This window comes from Aestuariibacter salexigens DSM 15300, from assembly GCF_000429145.1.
GTDB classification, from domain to species: domain Bacteria; phylum Pseudomonadota; class Gammaproteobacteria; order Enterobacterales; family Alteromonadaceae; genus Aestuariibacter; species Aestuariibacter salexigens.
This window is the reverse complement of the sequence record NZ_AUBH01000004.1, coordinates 281,367-307,438: the sequence shown is the minus strand read 5'-3', so window position 1 is coordinate 307,438 and position 26,072 is coordinate 281,367. Positions and strand designations below refer to the sequence as shown.

Annotated in this window: 24 protein-coding genes and 1 tRNA gene; 11 read left to right on the top strand and 14 right to left on the bottom strand. The window is 46.0% G+C overall.

The window, feature by feature from the left end; translation table 11 throughout:
- Window positions 1-83: 83 nt before the first annotated feature.
- Window positions 84-1,775: a sensor domain-containing diguanylate cyclase gene (locus tag G441_RS0108725; protein ID WP_169726065.1), complete on the bottom strand. Its 1,692-nt coding sequence runs from the start codon at window positions 1,773-1,775 to the stop codon at window positions 84-86.
- A 269-nt stretch (window positions 1,776-2,044) separates the two neighbouring features.
- On the opposite strand from G441_RS0108725, the gene G441_RS0108720 reads away from it, so the two are divergent.
- The 3 genes from G441_RS0108720 to G441_RS0108710 all read left to right on the top strand — a co-directional run bounded on the left by G441_RS0108720 (window position 2,045) and on the right by G441_RS0108710 (window position 4,759).
- On the top strand, window positions 2,045-2,659 hold the full coding sequence (locus tag G441_RS0108720) for a hypothetical protein (protein ID WP_156896322.1): 615 nt from the start codon (window positions 2,045-2,047) through the stop codon (window positions 2,657-2,659).
- 91 nt (window positions 2,660-2,750) lie between these two features.
- The gene (locus G441_RS0108715; protein WP_026375996.1) at window positions 2,751-4,235 is read left to right on the top strand and encodes a methyl-accepting chemotaxis protein; all 1,485 of its coding nucleotides are present in this window, start codon (window positions 2,751-2,753) and stop codon (window positions 4,233-4,235) included.
- A complete protein-coding gene (locus tag G441_RS0108710) occupies window positions 4,232-4,759 on the top strand; it encodes a DUF6436 domain-containing protein (protein WP_026375995.1) in 528 nt (175 codons plus the stop codon). The genes G441_RS0108715 and G441_RS0108710 overlap by 4 nt, the downstream gene beginning before the upstream one ends.
- A gap of 6 nt (window positions 4,760-4,765) precedes the next feature.
- On the opposite strand, the gene G441_RS0108705 is transcribed toward G441_RS0108710, so the two are convergent.
- Complete coding sequence (locus G441_RS0108705) at window positions 4,766-6,514, bottom strand: PAS domain S-box protein (RefSeq protein WP_026375994.1); 1,749 nt, start codon at window positions 6,512-6,514, stop codon at window positions 4,766-4,768.
- 159 nt (window positions 6,515-6,673) lie between these two features.
- Here G441_RS0108705 and G441_RS0108700 point away from each other — a divergent pair, with 159 nt between their 5' ends.
- From G441_RS0108700 to rluF, 3 genes are all read left to right on the top strand, one after another.
- Complete coding sequence (locus tag G441_RS0108700; RefSeq protein WP_034474725.1) at window positions 6,674-7,375, top strand: hypothetical protein; 702 nt, start codon at window positions 6,674-6,676, stop codon at window positions 7,373-7,375.
- 114 nt (window positions 7,376-7,489) lie between these two features.
- A complete protein-coding gene (locus G441_RS0108695) occupies window positions 7,490-8,392 on the top strand; it encodes an alpha/beta fold hydrolase (RefSeq protein ID WP_026375992.1) in 903 nt (300 codons plus the stop codon).
- Between the two features lie 96 nt (window positions 8,393-8,488).
- Entirely contained in the window at window positions 8,489-9,226 is a 738-nt protein-coding gene (gene rluF, locus G441_RS0108690; RefSeq protein ID WP_026375991.1) for a 23S rRNA pseudouridine(2604) synthase RluF, read from the top strand.
- 28 nt (window positions 9,227-9,254) lie between these two features.
- On the opposite strand, the gene G441_RS0108685 is transcribed toward rluF, so the two are convergent.
- Complete coding sequence (locus G441_RS0108685) at window positions 9,255-10,001, bottom strand: TrmH family RNA methyltransferase (RefSeq protein WP_026375990.1); 747 nt, start codon at window positions 9,999-10,001, stop codon at window positions 9,255-9,257.
- A 93-nt stretch (window positions 10,002-10,094) separates the two neighbouring features.
- Between G441_RS0108685 and rlmE the strand changes: the two genes are divergently transcribed.
- Entirely contained in the window at window positions 10,095-10,715 is a 621-nt protein-coding gene (rlmE, locus tag G441_RS0108680; protein ID WP_026375989.1) for a 23S rRNA (uridine(2552)-2'-O)-methyltransferase RlmE, read from the top strand.
- Window positions 10,716-10,729: 14 nt separating this feature from the next.
- Here the strand turns inward: rlmE and ylqF are convergent, their stop codons facing one another.
- Window positions 10,730-11,734, bottom strand: a complete 1,005-nt coding sequence (ylqF, locus tag G441_RS0108675; protein ID WP_026375988.1) for a ribosome biogenesis GTPase YlqF — start codon at window positions 11,732-11,734, stop codon at window positions 10,730-10,732.
- A 197-nt stretch (window positions 11,735-11,931) separates the two neighbouring features.
- Between ylqF and G441_RS0108670 the strand changes: the two genes are divergently transcribed.
- On the top strand, window positions 11,932-14,385 hold the full coding sequence (locus tag G441_RS0108670) for a methyl-accepting chemotaxis protein (RefSeq protein WP_156896321.1): 2,454 nt from the start codon (window positions 11,932-11,934) through the stop codon (window positions 14,383-14,385).
- A gap of 67 nt (window positions 14,386-14,452) precedes the next feature.
- On the opposite strand, the gene G441_RS0108665 is transcribed toward G441_RS0108670, so the two are convergent.
- Together G441_RS0108665 and G441_RS0108660 are read right to left on the bottom strand one after the other, a co-directional pair.
- A complete protein-coding gene (locus tag G441_RS0108665) occupies window positions 14,453-15,301 on the bottom strand; it encodes an enoyl-CoA hydratase/isomerase family protein (RefSeq protein ID WP_026375986.1) in 849 nt (282 codons plus the stop codon).
- Between the two features lie 21 nt (window positions 15,302-15,322).
- Window positions 15,323-16,204 carry a DMT family transporter gene (locus G441_RS0108660; protein ID WP_051275442.1) on the bottom strand — a complete coding sequence of 294 codons (882 nt, stop codon included), beginning with the start codon at window positions 16,202-16,204 and terminating at the stop codon, window positions 15,323-15,325.
- 126 nt (window positions 16,205-16,330) lie between these two features.
- Between G441_RS0108660 and G441_RS0108655 the strand changes: the two genes are divergently transcribed.
- The gene (locus tag G441_RS0108655) at window positions 16,331-17,428 is read left to right on the top strand and encodes a cystathionine gamma-lyase (protein WP_240485107.1); all 1,098 of its coding nucleotides are present in this window, start codon (window positions 16,331-16,333) and stop codon (window positions 17,426-17,428) included.
- Window positions 17,429-17,568: 140 nt separating this feature from the next.
- Here G441_RS0108655 and G441_RS0108650 read toward each other — a convergent pair whose 3' ends face one another.
- The 5 genes from G441_RS0108650 to G441_RS0108630 all read right to left on the bottom strand — a co-directional run bounded on the left by G441_RS0108650 (window position 17,569) and on the right by G441_RS0108630 (window position 21,130).
- Window positions 17,569-18,423, bottom strand: a complete 855-nt coding sequence (locus G441_RS0108650; protein ID WP_026375983.1) for a transglutaminase family protein — start codon at window positions 18,421-18,423, stop codon at window positions 17,569-17,571.
- Window positions 18,420-19,781, bottom strand: a complete 1,362-nt coding sequence (nhaA, locus tag G441_RS18300) for a Na+/H+ antiporter NhaA (RefSeq protein ID WP_051275441.1) — start codon at window positions 19,779-19,781, stop codon at window positions 18,420-18,422. Before nhaA ends, G441_RS0108650 begins: the two co-directional genes overlap by 4 nt.
- Complete coding sequence (locus G441_RS0108640) at window positions 19,765-19,953, bottom strand: hypothetical protein (protein ID WP_156896320.1); 189 nt, start codon at window positions 19,951-19,953, stop codon at window positions 19,765-19,767. Before G441_RS0108640 ends, nhaA begins: the two co-directional genes overlap by 17 nt.
- A gap of 110 nt (window positions 19,954-20,063) precedes the next feature.
- Complete coding sequence (locus G441_RS0108635) at window positions 20,064-20,774, bottom strand: Crp/Fnr family transcriptional regulator (protein WP_026375981.1); 711 nt, start codon at window positions 20,772-20,774, stop codon at window positions 20,064-20,066.
- A 185-nt stretch (window positions 20,775-20,959) separates the two neighbouring features.
- Window positions 20,960-21,130 carry a hypothetical protein gene (locus G441_RS0108630; RefSeq protein WP_156896319.1) on the bottom strand — a complete coding sequence of 57 codons (171 nt, stop codon included), beginning with the start codon at window positions 21,128-21,130 and terminating at the stop codon, window positions 20,960-20,962.
- A 400-nt stretch (window positions 21,131-21,530) separates the two neighbouring features.
- Between G441_RS0108630 and G441_RS0108625 the strand changes: the two genes are divergently transcribed.
- Window positions 21,531-22,790 carry a GGDEF domain-containing protein gene (locus G441_RS0108625; protein WP_026375979.1) on the top strand — a complete coding sequence of 420 codons (1,260 nt, stop codon included), beginning with the start codon at window positions 21,531-21,533 and terminating at the stop codon, window positions 22,788-22,790.
- 339 nt (window positions 22,791-23,129) lie between these two features.
- Here the strand turns inward: G441_RS0108625 and G441_RS0108620 are convergent.
- From G441_RS0108620 to selD, 3 genes are all read right to left on the bottom strand, one after another.
- Window positions 23,130-23,216: transfer RNA gene (locus tag G441_RS0108620), tRNA-Leu, on the bottom strand.
- A gap of 148 nt (window positions 23,217-23,364) precedes the next feature.
- Complete coding sequence (mnmH, locus tag G441_RS0108615; protein ID WP_034474724.1) at window positions 23,365-24,465, bottom strand: tRNA 2-selenouridine(34) synthase MnmH; 1,101 nt, start codon at window positions 24,463-24,465, stop codon at window positions 23,365-23,367.
- The gene (selD, locus tag G441_RS0108610) at window positions 24,458-25,489 is read right to left on the bottom strand and encodes a selenide, water dikinase SelD (protein WP_026375977.1); all 1,032 of its coding nucleotides are present in this window, start codon (window positions 25,487-25,489) and stop codon (window positions 24,458-24,460) included. Before selD ends, mnmH begins: the two co-directional genes overlap by 8 nt.
- A 79-nt stretch (window positions 25,490-25,568) precedes the next feature.
- Between selD and G441_RS0108605 the strand changes: the two genes are divergently transcribed.
- Complete coding sequence (locus tag G441_RS0108605; protein WP_026375976.1) at window positions 25,569-26,069, top strand: RDD family protein; 501 nt, start codon at window positions 25,569-25,571, stop codon at window positions 26,067-26,069.
- The last annotated feature ends 3 nt before the right edge of the window (window positions 26,070-26,072 follow it).

The following is a 26,072-nucleotide window of genomic DNA, read 5'->3' as shown; positions in this document are numbered from 1 at the left end:
GGATAAATACCCTAAGACTGATTAAATGATGTATAAAAATTAGATTAATCAGTTTGGTCGCTAAGTCAATTGCAAAGCACAAACTAGCAATGACATGCTACGACGCAGTTGCGGCCATTTGCTTTTGCTCGGTAAAGGCACTTGTCAACTCGCGTTAGGCACTCGTTTTCCGATAGTTCACCTTTCTGAGACAGCAGGCCAATGCTGATTGAGATGGGAAAACTTATGCCGCTGATAGTTAAATCGGTTTGCGCAACAGCGTGTCGCATGCGTTCACTGGCTATTTCGGCATCTTCTGCATTGGTGTGTGGCATCAAAATGATAAATTCTTCTCCACCCATACGGTAGATATTATCGGTCTCTCGCATTGCAGATTGAATACGCTTGACGACGCTAACAAGCGCAGAATCACCAGTTTGATGACCGTATGTGTCATTGATGCTCTTAAAGTGGTCAATATCGAGGCATGCAATGGATAACCAGGTTTCATATCGCTGAGCACGTTTACATTCGTTGACGTAATCTCTATTGAATGCGCGGCGATTGAGGGCGCCAGTGAGTTGGTCGCGGTGCGCGAGTTGGTGTAACTCTCTGTTTGCCTCCTCGAGTTCTTTGGTCCGCTCGGCTATCTGCTGCTCGAGACTGAGCCTTAGCGCATCAAGTTCTTCTCTATGATGAACCTGCTCTGAAATATCCTGCTGAAGGCCTACAAAGTGGGTAATAGCGCCATCATTGAATATTGGCGTAATGGTTAATTTTATCCAGTATAACGAACCGTCGGCGTGATAATTGAGAATTTCCGTTTCAATATTCTCACCATGCTCAAGCTTTTCATGGATTTGGCGTACTGTGGCTTTGCTTGTTTCGGGGCCCTGAACCAAAGGAGGCAAAGGCTTTCCCAGCACGTCCGATTCATTATAACCTGTGAGCTTTTCGAATCCTGCATTTACCCATACGATGCGCCTGCGTTGGTCGGTTATGCAGATGCCCACTGAAGTACTGCTTATTGCAGTTGCAAGCAAACTGCTGCGTATTGTTGATTGATGCAACGCGGTGATATCCTGAACAAAACCGTATACCTGCGTTAATTCGCCTCGCGAATCTTCCAGTACCTTAGCTCCAGTGATGATATTACGAATTGTCTTGTCTTCTCGAACGACTTTGAGGCGAGCTGTATACTCTTGTCTTTTATTTAATGCGTCATTGACTAGTTTTTTGACTTGCCTTATGTCAGATGGGTGATAATGATCAATAGCGCTTTCTAAAGTAGGCTGGTACAGCGTTTTATCTAAACCATGAATGTCGTAAATTTCGTCTGACCATTTCAATTCTTGATTACGGGTATCATATTGCCAGATGCCTATCTTCAAAGCCGAAACGATAGCGTTCAGAAGATCATTTGTTTTTTTGTTCGTATTTTTATCGACATCGCGCAGCCTAAGTGGCGTTGCAAAAAGTAAAAATTTTGATGGTGAGACAGAACTTAAAGGACAAAGCGTAATGCCGACCCGCTCGTTATTAATTAGAGTAAGCTCTGCTGACAAAGGCTTGGCGTCAGGATACTGAATCGAGCCAATAATTGTGTTGAAGCAAGTCTTATCATCATCAACCACCCAATCCACAAAATTTTCATATTCTTTTTGTTTCGAAGGAGAAAAAGGGAAATACTCAGACCATAGCGTTGAGGCCGACAAAATTCCCCCGTCTTTGTTCAGAACACAAGCAAGAGTGTCTGAAAGTGAACTATTTTCAGGAAGTTGATTTGAACTACTCAAGACAATAATAAGGCCGCGTATGCACACTTTTCATTAGTTTAGCTCACATTTAAATCTAAGCAATTGATCATGCAGCAAACCAATCTTTTCAATAACTGTAGGCAAGCGTTGACTGTTTGACTATTCTTTGTTAAGGATTAATTGGTCGAATCGATTTGAAAAAACGTATGCGTGTTTTAACGAACTACATATCAATGACACTATGTTTTTGGGTAGTGTCAGTGTCTTCGTTTTTTTCCCCACCATCGCATACAGCAGAACAGTTTTACGTGAAACCGAACACAATTTCCGTGTCTCACTTAAACCATCCTGCAACCCCTCCATTTAGGAGACTCATTAAACAGGTTTATGACGATTTAGGCATTGACGTACGTTTTTATGAAGTGCCTGCCCTGAGAGGATTTATTGAACTAAATAATGGTCATGTGGATGCAGATGTCGTTAGGATCGATACAAATGCAGCTCGATACGCCAACATTTTGGTGGTTCAGCCCGCCCTTTACACCGCAGAACTTGTTTTAATTTGTCCTATTGTCCATTCGTGCGACAAAAGCGCATTATCCGACCCTAATGCGATAACCATTTCTAATTTAGGCAATATGATGGTGCTCGATGATTTATTCATTAATGGCTCGATATTGAATAGTGAAGTGTATGATTTTGATGATGTTCGCTATCTGTTGAATAACGGTCGAGTAGATTATGCGATTTACGGAGTAACTGAGAGTTTAAAGAAGTCTATCGAGCGTGAGTTCAAGGTAACAGAATTATCAAAGGTATCTCTTCATCACGTTATTCACAAACGTCACGCCCCGTTATTGCCCGAAATTCAAGACACACTTGAGAGCTACTTAAACAGCTTTGACCCTGATACAGATTTTTGAACTATAGTTAGTCCAGAACAAGTCAACTCATCGGGCTATTAGCTCAATGGCTTAGATCATTGTCCGCGAGCTCCTAAATACAGAGAAACGAATGAACTATTATCCATGGGTAGGTTCTGCACACCGATTGTTTGCCATTATTCTTGGCTTGCAGATTGTGGTGGCACTGATCCTTGGTTTCCAACAGTCGCAATTCATTGCCGTGTTAGTGATTTGCGTGCTGATTGCTGCCCTGCCATACGCGTGCCACTACCTAATCCCGTATCGAACAGTGACTGCGCATTTTTATGTGGTTGCAGCGCAGATGTTGTCTGCATTGCATATTCAGCAGGGAATGGGATTAACAGAAGTGCATTTTCAGATCTTTTCTCTGCTAGCTTTTGTCAGCTTTTATAAGTTGCCCAATCTGTTTATTTCATCCGTCGGTTTTGTTGCTGTACATCATTTAAGTTTCTTCCTGTTGCAAAAAAACGGCGTTGCCGTTTTCGTACTCGAACCCTCAGATTTGTACTGGTCAATCTGGATGCTTCACGCCTTTTTCGCCGTTGCAGAGGGCGGGATTCTCTTTTACATGACAACCCAGATGCGTCGTGACTCATTGAATGATCTGGCGATTCAGAAAAGTGTCGGGCGGTTAATCCATGATCCGAACAGCATGCCACTCGGCGAGGAAGAGCAAAACTGGAAAGGACAGGACGCGCCATTTGCTACCTTGCTGACCTCGTTACGACCAGCTCTAGCTGAGACACAAAAAGTCACTGATACCGTCTGTCAGTCGCTCAGTGAGATCCTGGCCGGCACTGATGTATCTGAGTCATCAGAGCTTAATGCTGAATTAGGAAGAACGGTTAAAAAGGCAACCTCACAGTTAAAACGGAACTTCGACCGATTGGTGAAAGCAAGTGATGAAGTAAGTGATGAATCGCAGCATGCTAGCGGCGAAGCCTCGCTATTGAGTCGCCAGCTGCAGGTATTTGAAAAAGACATCAAGCAGTTATCTGATGAACTGCAAGCGGTATTACAGGACGTTACCGAGCTCAAGAAAGAGTCTGTGCAAATTCTGAAGGTTGTTGAAACGATTGAAGATATTGCTGAGCAAACCAATTTACTTGCGCTGAATGCGTCTGTAGAAGCTGCTCAGGCTGGGCATCATGGCAAAGGCTTTGCGGTAGTGGCAGATGAAGTCCGGCAGCTTTCCACAACGACACATGAAAGGGTAGCTGAAATGTTAAGGGCCAGCAGTCAGTTAGATTCCCTTTCTGACACCGTCGTTAATCGGGTCACCCAGTGCAATGAACTCGGTGAGAAAACCATGCTCGCGACCAGTGAAGCCAGACAAAAAATGAAAAGTGTCAATCGCATTAATCATCTGGCCAGCGACCACATTTTGGATATTTCCGATACATTAAAAAAACAAAGCCTTGCCGTTACAGACATTAGTGATAGTACGGCGACTATCGCTCGTACATCTGAGCAGAATTTCCAGGCTACAGAACTGGTGGCACAGAAGCTGGAAAAGCTGGCTGAATCTGCTCATCTACTGCGTATGAGTATTAAGCGGTTTAAAGTGCAGTGAAAAGCGGATTCATCATTCTGCTCGCTATATTATGGCTTGGCATTGTAATGGCAGTGTTGAAGTGGCAGCAATCGTCAATGCTTATAGAGTTTGACCCGGAATTGCAGTTGTTATCAGATTTAGCATCGCTGGAGCAGGAATTGCTTCCTTATCATGCACAACACCGTTTAACGACCATTCACATTACTGCAGATGATTGTATATGTGATTTCACTTCGCGCCAGCATCGACATAGTGTTGCTCAACTTGCTGAACAACAGGGGTTTCACAATGTGTTTATTAATCTCGCTGAATCCGGCACGGAGTCCATAGCTACAGTATTGCCCGCATTGCCTGCAGTCGCCGTCTTTGAGAATGGAGAGTTGACGTATTTTGGTCCGTATTCGAGTGGTATTTACTGTAGTGCTGGAAACGGCCTGGTTGAACCCTGGCTAACACGTGAAACAGACAGTGCTGCCTTCTCAATGCCCGATACAGTTATTCCGTATGACGCTGAGGGATGTTACTGCAGACCGACAAAATGATGTAGGTCAGTTTATGTTAATACGCTTGATGAAATCGGCTAGGGACGAAATATCCTCAACGGTAGCTTTCACCAGGTTGTTAATCGCTTCAGAGGATTTATGCGTGTTATGAGCAAGTTCTCTGACTTCATCTGCGACCACCGCAAATCCACGTCCGGTATCACCTGCTCGCGCAGCTTCAATTGCGGCGTTGAGGGATAACAAGGCGGTTTGGTCAGATATTTCTGAGATGGTGGCAATAAAACCAGAAATCTTCTGGCTGTTGTCGACAAGCCTTTGCATAGCAATTTGTGTCTGGTTTATCAGATCGCGACGCTTAGTGATGTTAAGTCCGAACATAACGAATCGATACACGTCATTCTGGAAATTCTTGAGGCCACAGACGCGCAAGTCGATGGCCGCGAAGAAATCGTCTTTACGAAATTCTACGGTTTTTGACACGAAGTCACCGTTTTTAAGGCGAGCTAACTCTTCACTGTTAATTTGTTCAAACAGCTCAAATGAAAAATCTTCGATGTCATAGTGCTCACCAATCAGGTCTTTAAGCATCGGATTCCAGTCCAATGGCTGAGCGTTGGTATCGGTTTCCAGAATGACAAGGGCTCCGCTAATCGCCTGTAGCTTACGGGTGTAATTTAATGCCTGCTGCTTGACTTCCGTGATGTCTGCTTGCACTGCCACGAAATGCTTTAATAAGCCATTTTCGGTCACTGGGTTGATAGACAGTGATGTCCAATAGGGAGTGCCATCGGCGGTATAGTTGAGGATTTCACCATAGTAGGGTTCTTCTTCATCCAGATGTCGGCGAATTTCTTTGCGGGTATCTTCTGAGGTTTCAGGCCCTTGTAAAAAGCTGCCGGGTTTTTTGCCTTTAATATCCTCTAGCAAGTAGCCAGTAAGACGCTCAAAACCTTTATTAACGTATTTAATTAGGCCGTCAGGTCCAGTGATAATCACCGCATTTTGCGTCCTGTTCGCAACCAATGACAGCATTTCCCTTTCATCTTGTAGCTCTATTTCCTCCGTGACATCTTTTAGAAACGCGGTATAAAGCACCCGGCTTTCCAAATCGACTTTACTTAGCGATAAGTTTGCCCACAGCGTAGTGCCATCCTGACGCTCGATATTGACCACACGCGACGTGCCAACAATCTTATCTACGCCTGTGCGCCTGTTATTATTGATGTAACTATCGTGCTCATCGCGAAATGCCTCTGGTACCAGATGCTTTACATTACGTCCAATGATCTCATCTCGGGATATTCCCCACATGGTTTCCGCAGCATGGTTGAATAATGTCACGAGATTATTTTCATCTATGCACACCACGGCATCATTGACCTGCTCGAGGGTTTTCTCGATGATCAGACTTGCCTCTCTGGCCTTAGAAATGTCCTGCAACGTGGCGGTATAGTAGGTTTTTCCACTAACCTGGATGCGCGTGACTGATAGGTTGACCCACAAATGTTGTCCATTGCTGCGCACCATCTCAACTTCACGAGTGCTGCCAACAATTTTATTCTCACCGGTGGTCCTGTTGCGGTCCACATAGTCATCATGTTTGTCACGGATGGCTGCCGGAACCAGTATATTGACATTTTTCCCGAGCACCTCTTCACGCTTATAGCCCCACAGTGTTTCTGCTGCATCGTTGAAAAACACGACATTGTTTTGCTCATTGATTGTCACCGTGGCGATCAATTGTTTTTTGAGAGATTGCTCGGACAGATCTGTAGAAAAGGCAAACAGAGACATTGGACAGCTTCTTGAAGAGACATCCTTAAAAGATAACGGCAAACCCTGAAATTGCCAGTGATGGTGAAGAGTTGGACGTGAAATCGGCGTATTACTCAACGCTAACGTCAGTACGGTGAATAGTTTATAGTGCAAAGACTGAACAGGATGGGACGACCTATGCTTTATCAATTAGCCTACTTTCGATACTTCATGCTTCTGTTGGGCACATTACTATTTGCACCACTACCGGGGGTCGCTAAACCTATTGACGTTCAGATTAAAGGGTTTGATGACGGAGTAAAATCGACCAAACAGCAGGATTATGAGCAGGCAGTTCTTTTCGCCAAGCGTACAGCAATTGAGCGCGCTGGAGTCACCGTGAAATCCGTCACTACGACCAGTGATTTCCAGCTACAATCAGACTTTATTGAGTCTCAGGCACAAGCGATATTGCTGCCGGGATTTACGATCATAGATATTGGATATCAGGAGGACGGCACCTATCTGGTTATTCTATCTGGCAAAATAGACCAGTCTGACACGGCGTCGGCGTCTGTTGATGATTCCCCACTATTCAACGCCATGCAGCAACTGATAAATGCACCTGACAACTTCACTTATAACCTTGGAGAGATCGGATATTACGATGTGAAGCGTGCCTATTTTGTCTCAAATGATCGTTTTGTCATTGAGCACAACTATCGCAACGGCCAACTTATTTTGGATGAGTTTGACCGTGACTTCATGAACGCTTCCGGCCGCTATAGAACAGCATGGGACAGCGGTGATGTGTCATTAACATTTGCCCCTGACGGGTCTGCCTCTGGAATATGGAAGGCTTTACTCGGTAGCGGTGAGGTCAAGATAGAGCGTAGATAGTGCCCTAAACCTCACGTAATGAAGGCGCCGTCACAGGTCAAGGCTTTCTCTTGGATAGGGCCTTTGTGATAATATATTCCACGCAATAATCCTCCTAATCAATAACATAAAAACATGGTTGTCATCGGCTGTTTACTTGGCATTATCGCACTCACTTTTCTCCCCTCGCGCCGAATAGGTTGGGGCGTCTTTGCGACATTCGAGCGCCTACAGCGACTGTATTGCGGCCTGAAGCGGCGTGTATTCGCCTACGATGGCTGTTCTGTTGTATTTTACGACAGCGAATCAGATAAACCCGTATTGCTACTTCTGCACGGTTTAAGTGCGGATAAGACGGCGTGGTTGAGTTGTGCACTGTTTTTGAAGCAGCGTTACAGACTCGTCATCCCTGATCTTATCGGTCATGGCGAGAGCAGCTATCAGCAACATAAGCGCTACGATACAAAAGCCTACATAGAGTGTTGCAAGGCGTTATTGTTACACCTGCAAATAACACAATATTCGGTTGTGGGTAACTCTATGGGTGGAGTGGTGGCTGCCAACTTATTAAATGACCGAGAACGTGATTGTGTAAAAGCGATTTTAGTGGGTCCTGCGGGAGCAAAAACAGACTTAACATTACACATGATTGAACAAAACTTTAATCCGTTTCTACATCATTCAGTTAAAAGCGTGTTTGATATGTTCAGTCTGACTATGCGCAGGCGCCCGCCAGTGCCGCCGAGTGTGCTTTACTACATTGCGCAGCACAATTACGTTGACCGGGCTGACCGATTACAACACTTGTTCTCTGACTTTGTGAATCTCGACAACATCGTCAAAGATCCTTTTACGCTCAACAGTGATAACGTGCTCATGATCTGGGGAGAAGAGGACTGCTTTGCCCCTACTCTTGATATCGCTGCCTGGAAAGAGCTGGTGGGTGGGCATGCAAAGACTTACCCAGGAATAGGCCACATGACGATGGTGGAATGTCCGAGAAAAACGGCGGCAGACATTAGCCACTTTTGCCAATAAGTTTCCCGGCATCGATGCAGAATTTCCCATATACTCTGTGAAAAATGATTGCACCGCAAAACAGCTCACTTTTCGCTGTCACATTGATACTTAGCTATGACACCTGAACCGCCCAAGCGACTAAACAAATACCTCAGCGACACTGGCGTCTGTTCGCGTCGCGAGGCAGATAAATTAATTGAGCAGCAGCGCGTTACGGTCAATGGCAAACCGCCAGAGCTTGGTACCAAAGTGCAGCCCGGTGATACCGTTAAGTTGGATGGCAAGATTGTTGGTGGCGTAGCAAAGGATAAATCGGATCGCATTTATATTGCCTATCACAAGCCTATCGGGATCACCTGCACGACAGAGCGGCACGTGAAAGGCAACATTATTGATGCAGTGGGTCACAAGGAAAGGATCTTCCCCATTGGCCGCCTGGATAAGCCCTCGGAAGGGCTGATTTTACTGACCAGTGATGGTGATATTGTTAATAAGGTATTGAGAGCAGAGAATGCCCACGATAAGGAATACATCGTTACGGTTGATCAACCTATTAGTGAACGCTTTTTAAAGAAAATGGCACGTGGCGTGCCTATTCTGGGAACCGTGACAAAGCCTTGTCAGGTCAGGGCGCGTGGTAAGTTTCAATTCAGTATTATTCTGACACAGGGGTTGAACCGCCAGATTCGCCGCATGTGTGAATTTTTAGGATACGAAGTCACTAAATTGAAGCGGGTTCGCATTATGCACATTCAGCTTGGTAAACTGCCGCCAGGGCAGTGGCGCAATCTCACCAAGCAAGAATTACAGCAATTAAATAATGCCGTGAAGTATTCCAAAAAGACGGCTTAGGTTTTTTATTTAATTTACTCACTTTCAATTAGTTAGCCGATAATTGATACGCACAGATACTCACTGAATTAGCAAGATTTAACGAGTCAATTGTTCCACTTCCAGCAATCGTAAATGCATCAGCAGTGAGTGACGCCAAACTATTCTGAGGGACGCCGCGTGCTTCGTTGCCAAACAAATAACAATCATAGTCTGCAAATTCAGGCGAATTGATGCCCGTTCCCTGCAAGTCCAGATAGGCGAAGCGACTGAAACGTCTGGGTAAATCCTCCAGTGCAACATCAACTTCAATAGGCAGGTGGAAAATAGCCCCCATACTTGCGCGCACCACTTTTGAATTAAAGGGATCAACGCTGCCTGGACTAAGCAGCAATCGAAAGCCCCCGAACCAGACTAGCGTTCTGATTATGGTACCCAAATTCCCCGGGTCTTGTACCTCATGCAAGTAGATACAACGTTCTTGCTTGGATAAGTCCGTTCGAATTTCATCGCCTGATGGCAGAGGGACACAGGCCACGACGCCTTGCGGCGTTTTGGTATCACTCAGCTTGATCATCTGTTTATCGCTTATCACTGTCAGCGTGAAGTTAGCGGGGAGTGTCTTCGCCCATTCAAGGCGAGACTCACAAATAAATAACTGTATACATTGCGCCTGTGTAGGATGCTTTAGCGCGTTTTGCAACTCCATAATAAGATGTTCACCCTCAACCAGATAGTGGCCAAATGCTGCACGGTATTTTTTCTGGTGCAGTTTTTTTGCATCATCTAGTTTCATTTGAGTGGGCCTGCTAAGGAGTCGGGTTTTGTTTTTAACGCGAGCAAGCTTACAATATTCGCCGATTTTCCGATAGCGGGGCGAGCTCACTTCATGGCGCGATCAAAAACCAGTAAAAAATGGATGGACGAACACGTCAACGATCCTTATGTCAAAAAAGCGCAAATTGATGGCTATCGGTCTCGCGCCAGCTATAAGTTAATTGAAATCAATGAGAAGGATGGACTGTACCGCCCCGGCAGTGTGGTCGTCGATCTCGGATCCGCGCCTGGTGGATGGTCTCAGATAGTGGCCCCGGTGGTTGGTGAGTCGGGACGTGTTATTGCCTCTGATATTCTGCCTATGGACTCGATTATCGGCGTTACCTTTATACAAGGCGACTTTACCGAAGAATCGGTTTATCACGCCATTTTGGACGCATTGGGTGACGGAAAAGCGGATACGGTTATCTCAGATATGGCGCCTAACTTAAGTGGCGTTAAAAATACCGATCAGTATGCCGCGATGTATCTGGTAGAGTTGGCGCTGGATATGGCGCGTAACGTATTAAAACCGGGCGGAAGCTTTTGTGCGAAAGTCTTTCAGGGAGTGGGGTATGAGGAATACGTAAAAGAAGTTCGCCAATCATTTGATAAGGTCATCGTACGAAAACCGGCTGCCTCAAGACCGCGTTCGCGCGAGGTCTACCTTGTTGGCAAAGGATTCAAAGGCTAAATATCCCAGCGAGTCTAACGTCGGCGCTGTTTCATGCGTTGACTTTGCGCTTCGCGCTTCTCGGTTCGCTTCTCTTTGCGGTCGCGCTTATCTGGCGTCAATGAGCCTTCTTTAAAACGCTGCTTTCGCTTGGCTTTGTCAGCCGCTTTCTTGGCTGCGGCGGCGGCCATCTCGACTTTTTCCTGTGCGACCATGTCAGGCGTTTCCAGACTTATCCTGCCCAGTTTTCCTGATTGCAGTTCAGTTAGCAGCACTTCGCAGATTTTATGCAAATTGACTCGTCCACCGGTCATGATGGCGCCCCTTTGCTTTGCCGCAGCTTCTAAAAATTCAAGCTCGGTGTCAGGTAAGTTGTTCAGTTTATAGCGTGCTTTCATTCGATCTGGATAGGCTTTGATCAAATAATCAGCGGCAAAAAAGCCAACGTCATCAAATTCCATCGCGGTGTTTTTTACCGCTCCCGATGCGGCCAGCCGGTATATGGAATTTGGGTTTTCTAACTTGGGCCACAGTACGCCGGGTGTGTCGTACAAAACGATACCACTGCCAAGATTGATGCGTTGTTGACTCTTTGTCACCGCTGGCTCATTACCGGTTTTTGCGATCACGCGCTCGGCAAGAATGTTAATAAGCGTTGATTTTCCCACGTTTGGGATGCCCGTAATCATGGCATTAATTGACTTCACCGATGAGTCTTTCCGGGCGCAGTGTTGGCGAACTAAAGAAATGATTTGCCTACTTTCCGCGGGTTTATCGCTTGATGTTGTTATGGTGATTACGCCACGCTGGCTTTCCAGTTCATGCTGCCATTGCCGCGTTATTTCCGGGTCGGCTAAATCAAATTTATTAAGGATCTTCAGGCAGGGTTTGTCACCGCGGATTTTAGCAATTTCCGGGTTCTCACTAGAGTAGGGGAGGCGTGCATCCAGTACTTCAATCAGGATATCAACCTGACTTAACGACTCTTTTATTTCTTTCAGGGCTTTATGCATATGCCCTGGGAACCATTGTAAAGCCACGTCAACTCATCTCAGAAGAACACTTACCGATATTCTACTGCATTACCACTGCCTGATCGCGACCAATTCATACGTCGCGACACGGGAACAGCATATTACTCACGCAAAAATGTGAGACTTAACTACTATTAATGCATTAACTATACGTTGTTTACCAGCGGCGTTTCGCTGGTGCATTGGCTTTGCGAGGTATCCTGATGGTAATGCAGATTGGACCGTTCTCTTTGACTGGAAATAAAAGTGTGCAAGACGAGGCGATTAAGACCACGGATGCATTAAGGCAATGTTGCGCGGTATGCGAGTTAGACAATTCAGGTGCCATTGCTCACGCAAATGATAATTTTCTTCAACTGACCGGACACACTCAAGGTGATGTGCTTGGCAAGCCGTATACGGATTTAATGGCAAGAGATGAACAACATCACTATGTAGTCGAAAATCTATGGCGAACGGTCAGCAGTGGACGCCACGTTGAGCACACCTTTATGCTCGCTGGTGGCTCAGAGCCCGCATTATGGCTTAATGCTACTTATATGCCGATATTGGATAAGAAGGGAGCGTTATGTAAGGTTGTCATCATTGCAAGAGATGTCACCGAAGACGTTAAACTGCGTGAGCAATACAAGCAGGAAGTAGAACAACAAAAGCAACAGAATGTCGATTTTGCGGGGCAAATCGAAGCAATACACAAATCGCAGGCGGTCATCGAGTTTGAGTTGGATGGCACTATCATTACTGCTAATCAGAACTTTCTCGATACCATCGGCTATACCCTCGAAGAAATTCAGGGTAAACATCACAGTATGTTCACGCCCGCAGGCACCCGGGACTCTGCGGAGTATAAGAATCTCTGGTCCAGACTCAATCAGGGGAAATACGCCTCTGGTGAATTTATGAGGGTAGGCAAGAATGGTAAAGAAATCTGGATACAAGCAACGTATAACCCAATTTTTGATATTGATGGGCATCCCACCAAGGTTGTGAAATACGCGCTTGATATCACTCAGCAAAAACTGAAATCGGTGTACAGCGACGGACAGCTTTCCGCAATCGACAAATCTCAGGCTGTCATTTCATTTAACATGGACGGCACCATTATTTCTGCCAATCAGAATTTCCTCTCTACCGTCGGTTATTCTCTAGCTGAAGTGCAGGGCAAACACCATAGTATTTTTGTTGACGATGAGTACAAACACAGCTCTGAATACAAAGCGTTCTGGAAACAATTAAATGACGGTGAATATGTCGCCGGCGAGTTCAAAAGACGCAGTAAAAACGGCGATGATATATGGATTCAGGCATCATACAATCCCATTCTTGGCACAGATGGAAAGCCTATGAAAGTGGTGAAATTCGCAACAGATATCACGCAGCAGAAGAATCGTAACGCTGACTTTGAAGGACAAATATCAGCTATTGATAAAAGTCAGGCCATCATAGAATTTAACATGGATGGGACTATCCAGGTTGCGAACGACAATTTCCTCAATGCTATGGGGTATTCTCTAGACGAAATCCAAGGTAAACATCACAGTATGTTTGTTGAACCCGCCTATAAAAACAGCCCTGAATACAGAGCATTTTGGGACAAGCTCAATGCCGGGGAATTTGAGACAGGAGAATTCAAGCGTTTAGGTAAATTTGGCCGAGAAATATGGATCCAGGCCTCTTACAATCCAATTTTTGACCTCAATGGTAAGCCATATAAAGTGGTCAAATATGCAACCGACGTGACAGGCAGAGTAGTGGCCGTGAATGCGTTTAGAGAAGCGTTGAGTAAGCTGTCTGAGGGAGATTTAAATGCCACAATTAGTACCGAGTTAATCCCGGAATTCCAGCAACTGAAAGATTCAATCAATCAGACTGTCAGTACGTTGCGCGATATTGTCGAGCAGATAAATAAATCAGCCATGGAAGTCGCAGCAGGTGCCAGCCAGATAGAGCAGGGCAATTCAGATTTGAGTAGCAGAACAGAACAGCAGGCCTCCTCTTTGCAACAGACCGCAGCGAGTATGGAGGAAATGACCAGCACAGTAAGAAGTAATGCTGAAAACAGTAAGCAAGCCAACGATTTGTCTGCTAGCGCGACGCAAAAGGCGATTCAGGGTGGAGAAACAATCGCCTCAGCTGTACAAAGTATGCAGGTGATCAATCAGTCCAGCAAAAAAATCAATGACATCATTAGCGTAATTGATGAATTGGCCTTTCAAACAAACCTATTGGCACTAAATGCCGCAGTTGAAGCTGCCAGAGCGGGGGAGCATGGGCGAGGCTTTGCTGTGGTTGCGACCGAGGTGCGTAATCTCGCTCATCGCTCGGCAGAATCTGCCAAAGATATTAAAGAACTTATCAACGATAGTGTTAAAAAAGTTGAGGAAGGTACACAGCTGGTAAACGAATCAGGTGCCACACTTGAGCATATTGTCGAGGCAGTGCAGAAGGTGGGCGATATGATTGCTAATATCAACGTGTCATCTGATGAGCAATCTACCGGCATTGCTGAGATCAATCAGGCTGTCAGCGAAATGGACAATATGACCCAACAAAACGCGTCGCTTGTAGAAGAAGCCAGTGCGGCAAGCGCATCGCTGGCGCAACAGGCACAAGATATGCTGGCTCGAATGCGCTTTTTCAAACTAAGCCAGGTCTAATCAGCGGGCACTCAACTTGCGGGAAAATGCCATATCATATGGATATGGCAAAAGTTTTGGGGCGATTTTACCTTAATGTGAGGGCCCAAACGGGTCTCAGCACAAGCAGAGTATAAAACATGAGCGCGGGTCCGTACTTGCCCTTTTTCCATAAGAATTTTGCCTGTCCATGCAGAAATTTTGTGGCTAGGAAGGCATTAGCCAGATCGATAGATTCTCGTTTATTCACTTCAAGGAGTTCTTCTCGCTGGCTGCCGGCCATAAACTGACGAGGTTCATTTTTCTCGACCCAGGATTTGGCAATGTTGTGCGCTTCGTCGCGCAGATTATTCCTGGTAACCAGCCATTGCACTAAACCCGATTCATAGGCTTCCTTTGCAGATGGCTTCCAACCTTCCTCACCTAGCATTCGTCGGGCATTCTGCTCGCCCATCAAACGCGCAAGATGCACACTGGAACATCCCTCCGGTGTGACGCCTAAGGCCGAGAATGGCAGCGAAAACGTCGCTGTGTCGGCGGCAATAATACCGTTACACAAGGTTGCTGTTGTGACGCTTGCGCCAATGCCTGGCCCATTAAACGCGACCAGAATAGGCTTTGGACATAATAGAAAGATTTCAAACAGTTGCTGATTCATGTCTCGTATCATGTCTCTTAGCTTTCTGGGGTGCATTAGCTTTATCGTGCTGGATAAATTTACCCCAGCGGAGTAGTAGTCGCCTTCACCGGTCAAAACAATCGCTTTCACTGCTTCATTGTTCGCCGCAGCCTCTATTGCCGCTTTGATGGCCATGATCATGTCAAGTGTCCAGCCATTCAGTTTCTTTGGTCTATTCATACAAATAGTGACTACGCCCTCATTGATGGTAGTAACGAGATAAGTGGCATCTTTTGGGGATAAACTGAAATCATTCATATGTTTTCTGCTGTGCCGCTGTTATTTGGTTTTGGAAAATACGACTAAACTGATGCCTCCCAGGATGAGCAGCATCGAGATCATTAAACTTGTACTGAAGGTTTCATCAACAAAGATAATCCCCCCCACTGCTGCAATTAACGGCACGGAAAGTTGTGCAACTGCAGCTTGTGTGACTTTTAGCCCCTTAATCGCCATATACCATATGGCGTATCCCATTCCGGATGCGATTGCACCACTTGCAATAGCCAACAAGACACCTTGAAAAGACAGATTAAATTGCCAGTATGTCAGGATCAGTAAGGCGATAGCGAACGGTATGGAACGGATAAAGTTTTTTGCTGTATCGACGGTGGGATTGGTGGCTTTTTTCCCCACCACTGAATACATACCCCACGCTATTCCCGAGATAGCCATTAATACGAACCCCACCAAACTCGGCTGCTGTACGGAAGGCAGCATTAAATAGACCAAGCCCGAGAACGCGATGACAATACCTGCCCATTCTTGCAAGCTTGGCCGCTGCCCTTTTAAGATAGTGTTCATGGTCATAGAAAGCTGTACCGAGCCAAATAGAATCAATGCACCCGTTGCGGTGTTGAGATGGACATAGGCATAGGAGAACGCTAATGCATAGGTAAACAGCATGGCAGGGGCATACCAGTCTTTTAGCCCAATTTGTATCTTCGCTCTATTTTCCTCAATTCGTCGCCTCGATGTGGTTATCCGCATGACCATCATAATCACGCCCAGCATTATAGCCCCTGATACAAGCCTGATGACGGTGAAGCTTGCTGGATCAATAGCACCCTCACCCAGAGCTAAACGGCATAGCACAGAATTTGCTGCAAATGCGATAAGTGCAGCAACAGTACAAAGGATGGTAATAAAAACGGATTGCATTGAAACATTCACGACCAGTGTTTAGTGCACAGTACCACTTTCAAAAGTGTAATTGTTATATGGCATGAAAATATCATTTATGATGCGGGTAGGTTGAATAAAATAAAGAAATCCATGAAAGATTCTATGAAAACTGGGTCTAAATTCGTTCATGCAGGATTGCCTGTCCCTTCGCAAGGAGAGTCATTCGCCGAATCTCCGGTATTTGCCAGCACTTATCATTTGTCTGGAGACGTAAACTCCGCCGAATATCAATATGCGCGTTTTGGCAATCCAACCTGGACGGCGCTAGAGGCTGGACTGTCTGAACTGGAAGGTGGAGAGACGGTTATCTTTCCTTCAGGCATGGCTGCGATAACCGCAATTTTAAGTGCGTTAGTGGTAAGCGGCGAAAAAATCATTCTGCCAGCTGATGGTTACTATGCCACCCGCGCGTTTGCTGAATCATTCCTCATCCCAAACGGCATTAAAATCGAATTTGTGAAGACCACAAAAGTGGCAAACCATGATTTCACGGGCGTGAAATTGGTGTTGTTAGAAACGCCAAGCAACCCGCTGCTTGACTGTATCGACATTGCTGAGATTGCCCAGAAAATCCACTCCTGCGGAGGAGTACTGGCCATTGATAACACAACGGCGACGATTCACAGCCAGCAGCCACTAGACCTTGGGGCAGATATCTCCATGTGCGCTGATACCAAGTCACTCAATGGGCATAGCGATGTGGTATTTGGGCATGTATCGTCCAACGAATCGGCGTTGATAGAGAAAATTCGCCTGTGGCGAAAGCTGTCAGGCAGCATCCCCGGTCCGATGGAAACCTGGCTGGTGCACCGGGGGTTAGCGACCATGGATGTCAGAATGGTGCGCATGGTGCAAAATGCGCAAGTGCTCGCCGAGCTGTTAGATACTCACCCCAAAGTCAAAAGCGTGCGCTACCCAGGATTAAAGCACGACCCTTCGTATGAAATAGCGTCCAAGCAGATGGCCCATTACGGGTTTATGTTGAGCTTCGATCTTGGCTCGCAACAAGCCGCTGACTTATTTTTAGAAAAGAGCCAATTAGTATTCGAAGCAACCAGTTTTGGTGGTTTGCATACGATGGCTGAGCGACGTGCCCGTTGGGGCACAGATGATGTTTCTCCGGGGCTTATTCGGTTGAGTGTGGGTTGCGAGCATATTGATGATTTGATAAAGGATATGATTAACGCTCTAGAAGGCTAGTGTTGCCAGATACATTAAACGATGCTGGGGCAGCTAGTGCTTAGTAGCTTAAATTCTTATCAAAAGCTACGTAATCAACCTGACAGAAAGGACTCGCTAATCCGGCAGTGTGTTTGAATGAATATCAACAATGGCATCCATTAATGTATTTCAGTAACCCACACACTTACCTCCAAATTGGCATCAGGGAGTCCCCAAAAAGCCCCAGACACTGGTGGCACATGTTCAGGAAGCAGACTAACAGATACCGCAATATGATTAACCCCTACTAATGTTCCATGGGTTGGATCAAAGCCTTTCCATCCAGCGCCTGGGATATACACTTCAGCCCAGGCATGAGTTGTGCCTGGAGCGCTTATGTTTGGTCCAATATAAACATAGCCGCTCACAAACCTTGCTGCGAACCCTAGATAACGAGCAGTATCAATAAATAAATTTGCCAGATCCCGGCAAGAGCCCTGATTGCTTTTTAGTGTAGAAGATGAGCTCTGAACACCTTCCTCATCTCTTTTTACATAACGAATCGACTCGTAAATCTGTCGGTTCAGTAAAAGCAGCAACTCGAAAGTTTGAATAGGTTGCTCTTTAATCCATATCACTTTTACCCATTTGTCTAAATGTTTTGGGTCACTGTTAAGCGCATTCCAGAAATATGGTGTGAGAGCAACCTTGTCGTCCAAAGGATATGAAAAAGGGTAAGATACGGCATCGTCCGCGATGAGGAAGTCGTATGGAGATTCATCGTACTTTTGCACAATCGTTACCGTCTCAATCCACAAATGGTCTGTTGGTTCTGTAAAAGTGGCTACAGCGATTGAATTACTCTCCACATCTCTGATCCATCTCAGATTTGCCTCGGGACTTATAGTGAGTTGAGATGACTCGATATGCTGGTCATGGCCCTCACGAGGCCTCAGTCGGAGTGTATGTGCTTGCATTTGGACAGGGTAAGGGTACGCATAATTTGTTTGGTGCACGACATTAAACCGTTTCATATCTGCTCAAGTTCACATCTGGTTTTTCGGGTGACGATAAAAAGCACGGCGATCCCTACTATAGAGGAAAACACAGATGCAGAAAGTATCCCCGATTTGGCCGCATTAATCTGGTCAGGTGAATAAGCAAGGTTGGCGATAAATATTGCCATGGTAAAACCAATACCGGCCAAAATACCCCCTGCCAAGATTAACCCCCATGACAAATCAGGTGGACGCTCTGCAAGCTTAAGCCGCACTGCAAGCCAACTAAGTAAACATATGCCTACCGGTTTTCCAATAGCGAAACCAAGAAAAACTGCCAAAGCTATCGCACTGGGAATATCGCTTGGATTCAATGGGATGCCAGCATTGGCAAACGCGAATAAAGGCATGACGACAAAGCCGACCCAAGGATGTAGCGTGATTTCAAGCCGCTCCACCGGCGACATCGCTTCACGCGCTGCTGCTTCAGCAGTTTGTAAAAGCTTGTTATGCACACGGCTGCTATGTTTGCTAACGTGGTCTGATGGGGCCCTTAGAGAATTGATGATATCGTGAAGACGGTTGTCGCTTACCCATCTAACTGTCGGTGTCATTAAGCCAAGTACAATACCCGTGACGGTAGGGTGGATGCCAGCAGCATCCAGAAATAGCCACAGAATAGTGCCGGTAATGCAGAACAGGAGGACACTGCGGATCCCTAAAAAAGACATACACTGCAAAACTGCAATGCTGACCAAGGCTGCCCCCATAAAGAACAAGTCGATCGAATTACCATACCCTAGCGCAACAACTATAATTGCACCCAGATCGTCGACAATAGCCAGCGACAACATGAAAACTCGCATGCTCTTGGGTATTCGTTTTCCTAACAGTGCCAGACAACCAATAACAAACGCGGTATCCGTCGCCATAACGGTTCCCCAGCCGTGCTGACCAGCATCTCCGAGTTGCAAACAAAGGTAAATGCTTGCAGGTGCAGCCATACCGCCTATTGCTGCCGAAATAGATAGCATTGCAAGTTTCGGCTTACGTAACTCTCCCAACACCATTTCACGCTTCAGTTCAAGCGCTATTAAAAAGAAAAAAAGCGTCATTACGGCATCGTTTATCCAGCTGTGCAAAGAACGTTCAAACACTACTGAGCCAATATTGATACCGATTGTTGTTTTCCATATATCAGCAAAACTTTGGCTAAATTCGGAGTTAGCAAAATAAAGTGCCAAAAGTGTAAAAAGAAGCAAGATAAGCCCTGCTGCTGCTTCAATTTTTATGAAACGAGATAATGGATGTGTTATCCAGTCAATAGGGGACTGAGGTAGCTGTTCTGCTCGCCCTCGGCTATCAGAAAGCAGTGAATTAACTAACGTTTTCATCCTCACTTGAAGCATTCTCCTCGCTCATGCTCGATGCCTTCAAAACATCTTCTGCCGCGTAGTTAATTGCATCCACCAGTTTGCTATAGCAGTAGCCCTTGTAGTGATAAACAGCAACGAAAGATTCTGTTATCCCCAGATGTCGCATAATTTGAGCGTCTTTATCGTTCAAAGCGGATCTCCGTAATGCGTCCACAAAATAATGCTCGGCGGGAATCGCGGCAGAAGGCAACTAAATAGACGCCACATCACGATCCTGTTTTAGTCGAGAACACATCTCGATTAGTACGTGTCAAGCCTGTCAGTTTCATCTCGTACGGTGGCATAACACTCACAGCAAAGTGCTTCTAATTTCTCCCTGTCGAGCACCGTAATGTGCCCTCTCTGGTATCTGATTACGCCTAATTTCTGGAGTTTTCCTGCTGCTTCAGTAACGCCTTCTCGCCTTACCCCTAGCATGTTAGCAATAAGTTCTTGAGTCATAATCAAATGATTATTAGACAGGCGGTCCAAAGACATGAGAAGCCATCGGCAGAGCTGCTGATCAATAGAGTGATGTCGATTGCAAACTGCAGTTTGGGCCATTTGGGAAATAAGTGCCTGTGTATAGCGAAGCAGTACCATACGAATTGCCTGATTATTATTAAATTCAAACAATAACAATTCTGCTGGTAATTGGTACGCGAACCCTGCGCTTTGCACTACTGCGCGGTTGAGCGTACTTTCCCCCCCCATAAAAACGGCTATTCCAACCAAACCATCTCGTCCTACCACAGATATTTCCGCTGAAGAGCCGTCTGCCATAACAGATACCAGAGATACAATGCTATCAACTGGGAAATATACGATAGACTCGGGTTGTCCTTCCTCGTGTAAAACACGGCCCAATGTGAGTTCGATTAATTTTAGATGAGGATAAACTCTATGTTTACTCTCATCAGGCATAGCCATCAGCAATTTGTTGTCAGTCGGCTGAAAATGCGACGAGTTCATTAAATACTTCACTTTTATCTCTGAGTTGAAATGCCATTACAACACTGACTTTTCGCCATTACTTTATTCTTCGTCAAGCCGATGCTCAAAAATGTACTTTGCCGATGAGATAGTGAAACCATTGCGCTTTAACGATGTTGTTCCATTAACAAGAAAAATTGTGGGGTGGTTAATTCATTCACCGGTTACCCCTCTTTTATTGGTTTTCGCATATTTTGTTCTGTGTAAGTTCTTTCTTGTTGCACTAATGCTTTTGGCCAATAAGGATTTGAGAACTCGCTTTTAGCGCTATCTTGACTTTTTGGCTCGAATAAAATGTTTCGGGTATTGCTAACGCCGTTTTTTTCCTGGTTCATAAGAAGCTTCTTTTTAAGGCAAGTTATTGGCGGTAGGGTGAACATAAACGACCGTTAGATAACTATCTGTGCGATAGCGAACACAGTGAGAAAATTAACGCCCTTCAACCAACATTAGATATCAGTAGACAGATTTGTGAAGGGGGCAGTCGTTACAATGAATGAACAAAATGGATTACCTTAGCGAGGCTCAATGTTCGCTAGCGAACAGACAACTATTGTTAACAAGCCGAAACTTAGTATTTGGAATGGCACTTGTTCGAGTATTTTACGCCGGAGTTTAAGATGTTTTTTCGCAACTCAGCAAGTGTTCGGTGGTTATATTTCTAGTTTAAGGGACAGGTTAACCTATCGGTAGACAGCTCCCGAACGCGATTTTTTAAACAGGATATTCCGCTAGGTGAAAGAAGACATTGACATATTATGCGTGATTAAAGATCAGGATTCAGCGGATATGCTGAGTAGAGAGCTGGCCCTACGTATACCGGGTGCGCGCCTCTCATTCACGCAAGAGGTAGCAAATGTCATGCCGATTATTTGTGCTCAAAACGTCGAGTTACTGATAATTGTGTCTGACACTGACACTGACGGTGCCGTTGAGCCGATTTCATCAACTCTCATGTCGATGATTCCACAAACTCTGTTACAGTTTCTGCCCGCCAACTTCTTGTTATGTCGTGAGTGCTTAACGAGGACATTAGACATGTGGGCGCAATTTATTCAATGTGGACTCGAAAGACCATCCAAGTTATTGCGTGATGGTTTGCAAAGCCAAGAACGAAAGATCTTGGCAACCATGCAGGAAGCAGTAATAAGTTGTGACCAGCATGGTAAAATGACTTACATAAACCGCGCGGCGGAGCGGTTTATGGGACTAAGTAAAAGCGAGGCATTACATACACCCCTCACAGCCATAGTTGAGTTTGACACTGATGGGACGGGTAACAGCAGCAGAGAAACATTAGAAGCGTTTTTTACCAGAGAATTATCACACTCACGTTGTTTGGACTCGACACTAGTTAATCATGATGGTCTTAGGACCCACGTTATAAGCACTATCAGTTCATACAAAGATTGTATGGACGACAGGGATGGGGCAGTGATGGTAATGCGCAAAGTTGACCGGCATTACGTGGAATTACACCATCAGGCTAACTATGATTGGTTAACAGACCTGCCTAATCGCGCATTTTTAACAGGGCGATTAAATTTGGCTGTCAGTTTGGCAGTCCGACACAATCACCAAGTTGGTCTGATGTTTGTCGACCTGGATAACTTCAAATCAGTTAACGATTCAATGGGACACGAAGCAGGAGATCAACTGCTCAAGTCTGTCTCGAAACGCCTTGCCTCTTGTATTCGAGCTAGTGACACTGTGAGTCGATATGGCGGGGATGAATTTGCCGTATTACTTACAGAAATTGTCAACGTAAGCGACTGTGAAAGAGTGGCTAAGAAAATCTTAAGTGCCTTTCGTTTACCACATCAGGTGGCAGGCAAGTCTTTAGTTATTGGACTGAGCATAGGCATAAGCATTTTTCCTACTGACGCCAAATCTTGTCAAGCCATGTTCAATCACGCTGATAAGGCTATGTATGAAGCGAAAAAAACCGGTAGTAGCCAGTTTGAAGTGTATTCGAGTAATCACGATGTAAATTGATTACTGCTTGTTGTAGCACATCAATATTACCTACATTAGCCACTAAATGGCTATGATAAAGGTTTGCAGTTTGGTACCAGAGGCCCGGACTTGATGGGGCTCGCCCTCGAGTCGGCACACATGTGTGCCGGCCATGCCCCAAAAACAACAAAACCCGCTCGAAAGCAGGGTGAGTTTCCGGTCTGCGTTGCAGATTTCGAGTGATAAGTAATCACTCGAAAAGGGGCGAACGACGGCACAGGAAGTGCCGGCTGGTTAATGCTCAATGGATTGGTTCAGCCATCAACCACAGGCACAAAAAAACCGACTAATGTCGGTTTGTGCTGCACATGCTAAAAGTGGTACCAGAGGCCGGACTTGAACCGGCACACCCTCGCGGGCGGCGGATTTTGAATCCGCTGCGTCTACCAATTCCGCCACTCTGGCACTGATAGATGTGCTTTCCCGAACCGAGCTAACGAATCGAGAGGGACGCATTATATCGACACACCTTTACGGTGCAAGTATTTTGTTAGTTACTCTCTCTACTTGCTGTCTGAGTGGCGAATTAATGCGCTGTCTTGACTGTGTCGGGCTATCGATTGATATAGTCATGCCACCAATCACAAACGGCATCCTTATCTCCTTTGAATATTACCGTTCTGCCGCTGCGCTCCAGCTGATAGTCATACATTGGGTCGTAATAACGGGTAAGTAACTCTGCTATCCATTCTCTATGGGCGTCAAATTGCCCGGTTTCCTGTGTTTTACCAATGGCGTATTTAAGCGTTTTTTCGACCTGCTGATATGCCTCATTGCCCAAACGCTTCCTTATTCTTGCCAGAGAGTTACTCAATAAGCTGGCGAATTTTTTGATCCCCTGCTCGGGATCCTCAGCGTTGCACTCGTTGAGCAGGTCTTCGATGTAAAGTTTTACAATCGTATCGACACGCTGCTCAAATGGCACATCCACAAGTACTACGTCACTGTGTTGAAACGCATTGTGTAGCGACAGTGGCACATTGCAGCTGCCGATGAACCCACCTTCGTCCTCAACCATAATGGCTCTTGGTTGATATTGAGCTTTACACAGCAAATCAATCACTAGGCTATTTTCAAAATTGATTTGTGACGGCTGTGTCGCGACGCGCGTGCCGAATGCTGAACCGCGGTGTCGCGCGAGACCTTCCAAATCGATACTGGGTCTGCATCGTGCAAGCAGTTCAGTTTTACCTGAACCCGTGTAACCAGCAATCACCACAAACGGTTGTGAGGAAGACAATACTTCCACCTGCTGCAGGATGAAGTTGCGCAAGGCTTTGTATCCACCTGGCAACCTGGGAATGTCTACACCTTCCTCTTTTAGCCATTGCTGTACTATCTGCGAGCGCAAGCCGCCGCGCCAACAATAAAGATAGGCGTCAGGATGAGTGCTGATAAAACTTTGCCAGGCGTGCACACGCTGTGCTTTAACAATGCCGCTAACCAGTTCGTGACCAAGTGCAATGGCTTGTTCCTGACCATGCTGTTTATAACAGGTGCCTACCTTTGCTCTTTCTATGTCTGACATAAGTGGTAAGTTTACGGCACAGGGGAAGGCGCCGCGAGCAAATTCACCGGGTGAGCGTGTATCGATAAGCGGCACAGCATCTAACAACAATGATTGAAAAAATTGCATGTCAGCACGTTCAGTCATGCACCTGTACCCGATAGTGACCGTCAAACGGCAGAGCTTCGCCAATGCGCGTCAGAGATAATGAGAGTCGCTGGGCTGTTGCCCTGAGCTCTTCAACCGCATGCTTTTGCGCAGCAATCAATAAGCCGCCTGAAGTTTGCGGATCGCACAATAAGGCCTTTTGTGATGCAGTAAGCGCACTGACATGATGACCATAAGCGGAGAAGTTACGTTCTGTGCCCCCGGGTACACAGCCCTTTTCAATGTAATCAAAGGCACCTGAAACGGTTGGAACTGCCGAAAACTTAACGGATGCTGACAGGTCGCTGCCCTGCATCATTTCAATCAAATGACCCAGCAGGCCAAAACCTGTTACATCCGTTACCGCAGCAATGCCAGCCATGTCTGAAATATACTGTCCCAGGCGGTTAGACTGGCACATGATTTGGGTCGCTAAACCCTTGTGCTCATCAAGTAATTTTCCCTGCTTTTCTGCCGTGGTGAGCAAGCCAATCCCCAACGGCTTTGATAAAAACAGTTCACATCCGACCGTCGCGGTATCATTGCGTTTAAGGCTTTGCTTGCTAACTTGTCCGGTCACTGCCAGGCCGAATATGGGCTCGGGTGAGTCAATGCTATGACCGCCAGCTAACATGCATCCTGCATCAGCACAGGCTTTGCGACCTCCTTCCAGAACCTGCGCCGCGACCTCCGGACCCAGCTTATTGATAGGCCAGCCCAGAATAGCAATGGCCATCAATGGTTTCCCTCCCATTGCGTAAATATCGCTGATCGCATTCGTCGCGGCGATACGGCCAAAATCAAAGGGATCATCGACGATTGGCATAAAAAAGTCGGTGGTACTGAGAATGACTTTACCATCGCCCATATCATACGCTGCCGCGTCATCGCTACTTTGATTACCCACCAGCAGGTTCGGATCGCTTAGGTCATTCATCTGACTACCAAGGATCTGTTTTAGCACCGCAGGTGATAACTTGCAGCCACACCCCGCACCGTGGCTGTATTGGGTTAGTTTGATCATATTTAGAGCGTTTCAGTATCCAACAATGAACGGTATTCTCGTGCTACACTGCGCGCGAAAAAAACATCTATTGAGAAGTATGACAGAACAACCACAACCATTTCCACGGGCAAGTTTTTTTCGTCGCCTTGCCGCTATGATTTACGATGCGCTGGTTGCCACCGCTGTTGGCATGTGTGCGGCACTGGTGATTACCAGTGTAATGGTCGCGCTGATAGAAAATGATGTATTGGATAAGCTAGGTCATGAACATGCGTCACAGGCTATTCAGGCGTCATTACTCTATACCGGGATCGTGCAGCTGTGGGTAGGTATATGGATTGTCGGTTTTTTCTTATGGTTCTGGAAGCATGGAGGACAGACGCTAGGCATGCGGGCGTGGCGACTGCGCCTGTTTAGTAGCAATGACAAACCGGTCACTTATTCGCGCTTGCTTTTGCGAATGTTGGCGTCACTTGGCGGTATTGGAACACTGCTGGCACTTGTCGACTTCAGGTCGAAGTTGGCGCTGCAGGATCGCGTAAGCAAAATGGAAGTGCTTAGCCTGTCAAAACAGGCTAACGACCATAAGAATTGGTAACCG

Excerpts from the sequence above, each read along its gene's own strand:
- G441_RS0108705 (WP_026375994.1), bottom strand. The coding sequence starts at position 6,514 with ATGTCTCTGTTTGCCTTTTCTACAGATCTGTCCGAGCAATCTCTCAAA.
- G441_RS0108670 (WP_156896321.1), top strand. The coding sequence starts at position 11,932 with ATGGTAATGCAGATTGGACCGTTCTCTTTGACTGGAAATAAAAGTGTG.
- G441_RS0108605 (WP_026375976.1), top strand. The coding sequence starts at position 25,569 with ATGACAGAACAACCACAACCATTTCCACGGGCAAGTTTTTTTCGTCGC.
- G441_RS0108665 (WP_026375986.1), bottom strand. The coding sequence starts at position 15,301 with ATGAATGATTTCAGTTTATCCCCAAAAGATGCCACTTATCTCGTTACT.
- rlmE (WP_026375989.1), top strand. The coding sequence starts at position 10,095 with ATGGCGCGATCAAAAACCAGTAAAAAATGGATGGACGAACACGTCAAC.
- G441_RS0108715 (WP_026375996.1), top strand. The coding sequence starts at position 2,751 with ATGAACTATTATCCATGGGTAGGTTCTGCACACCGATTGTTTGCCATT.
- G441_RS0108700 (WP_034474725.1), top strand. The coding sequence starts at position 6,674 with ATGCTTTATCAATTAGCCTACTTTCGATACTTCATGCTTCTGTTGGGC.
- rluF (WP_026375991.1), top strand. The coding sequence starts at position 8,489 with ATGACACCTGAACCGCCCAAGCGACTAAACAAATACCTCAGCGACACT.
- G441_RS0108660 (WP_051275442.1), bottom strand. The coding sequence starts at position 16,204 with ATGCAATCCGTTTTTATTACCATCCTTTGTACTGTTGCTGCACTTATC.
- nhaA (WP_051275441.1), bottom strand. The coding sequence starts at position 19,781 with ATGAAAACGTTAGTTAATTCACTGCTTTCTGATAGCCGAGGGCGAGCA.
- G441_RS0108650 (WP_026375983.1), bottom strand. The coding sequence starts at position 18,423 with ATGAAACGGTTTAATGTCGTGCACCAAACAAATTATGCGTACCCTTAC.
- G441_RS0108695 (WP_026375992.1), top strand. The coding sequence starts at position 7,490 with ATGGTTGTCATCGGCTGTTTACTTGGCATTATCGCACTCACTTTTCTC.
- mnmH (WP_034474724.1), bottom strand. The coding sequence starts at position 24,465 with ATGACTGAACGTGCTGACATGCAATTTTTTCAATCATTGTTGTTAGAT.
- selD (WP_026375977.1), bottom strand. The coding sequence starts at position 25,489 with ATGATCAAACTAACCCAATACAGCCACGGTGCGGGGTGTGGCTGCAAG.
- G441_RS0108635 (WP_026375981.1), bottom strand. The coding sequence starts at position 20,774 with ATGAACTCGTCGCATTTTCAGCCGACTGACAACAAATTGCTGATGGCT.
- G441_RS0108685 (WP_026375990.1), bottom strand. The coding sequence starts at position 10,001 with ATGAAACTAGATGATGCAAAAAAACTGCACCAGAAAAAATACCGTGCA.
- G441_RS0108655 (WP_240485107.1), top strand. The coding sequence starts at position 16,331 with ATGAAAACTGGGTCTAAATTCGTTCATGCAGGATTGCCTGTCCCTTCG.
- G441_RS0108630 (WP_156896319.1), bottom strand. The coding sequence starts at position 21,130 with ATGAACCAGGAAAAAAACGGCGTTAGCAATACCCGAAACATTTTATTC.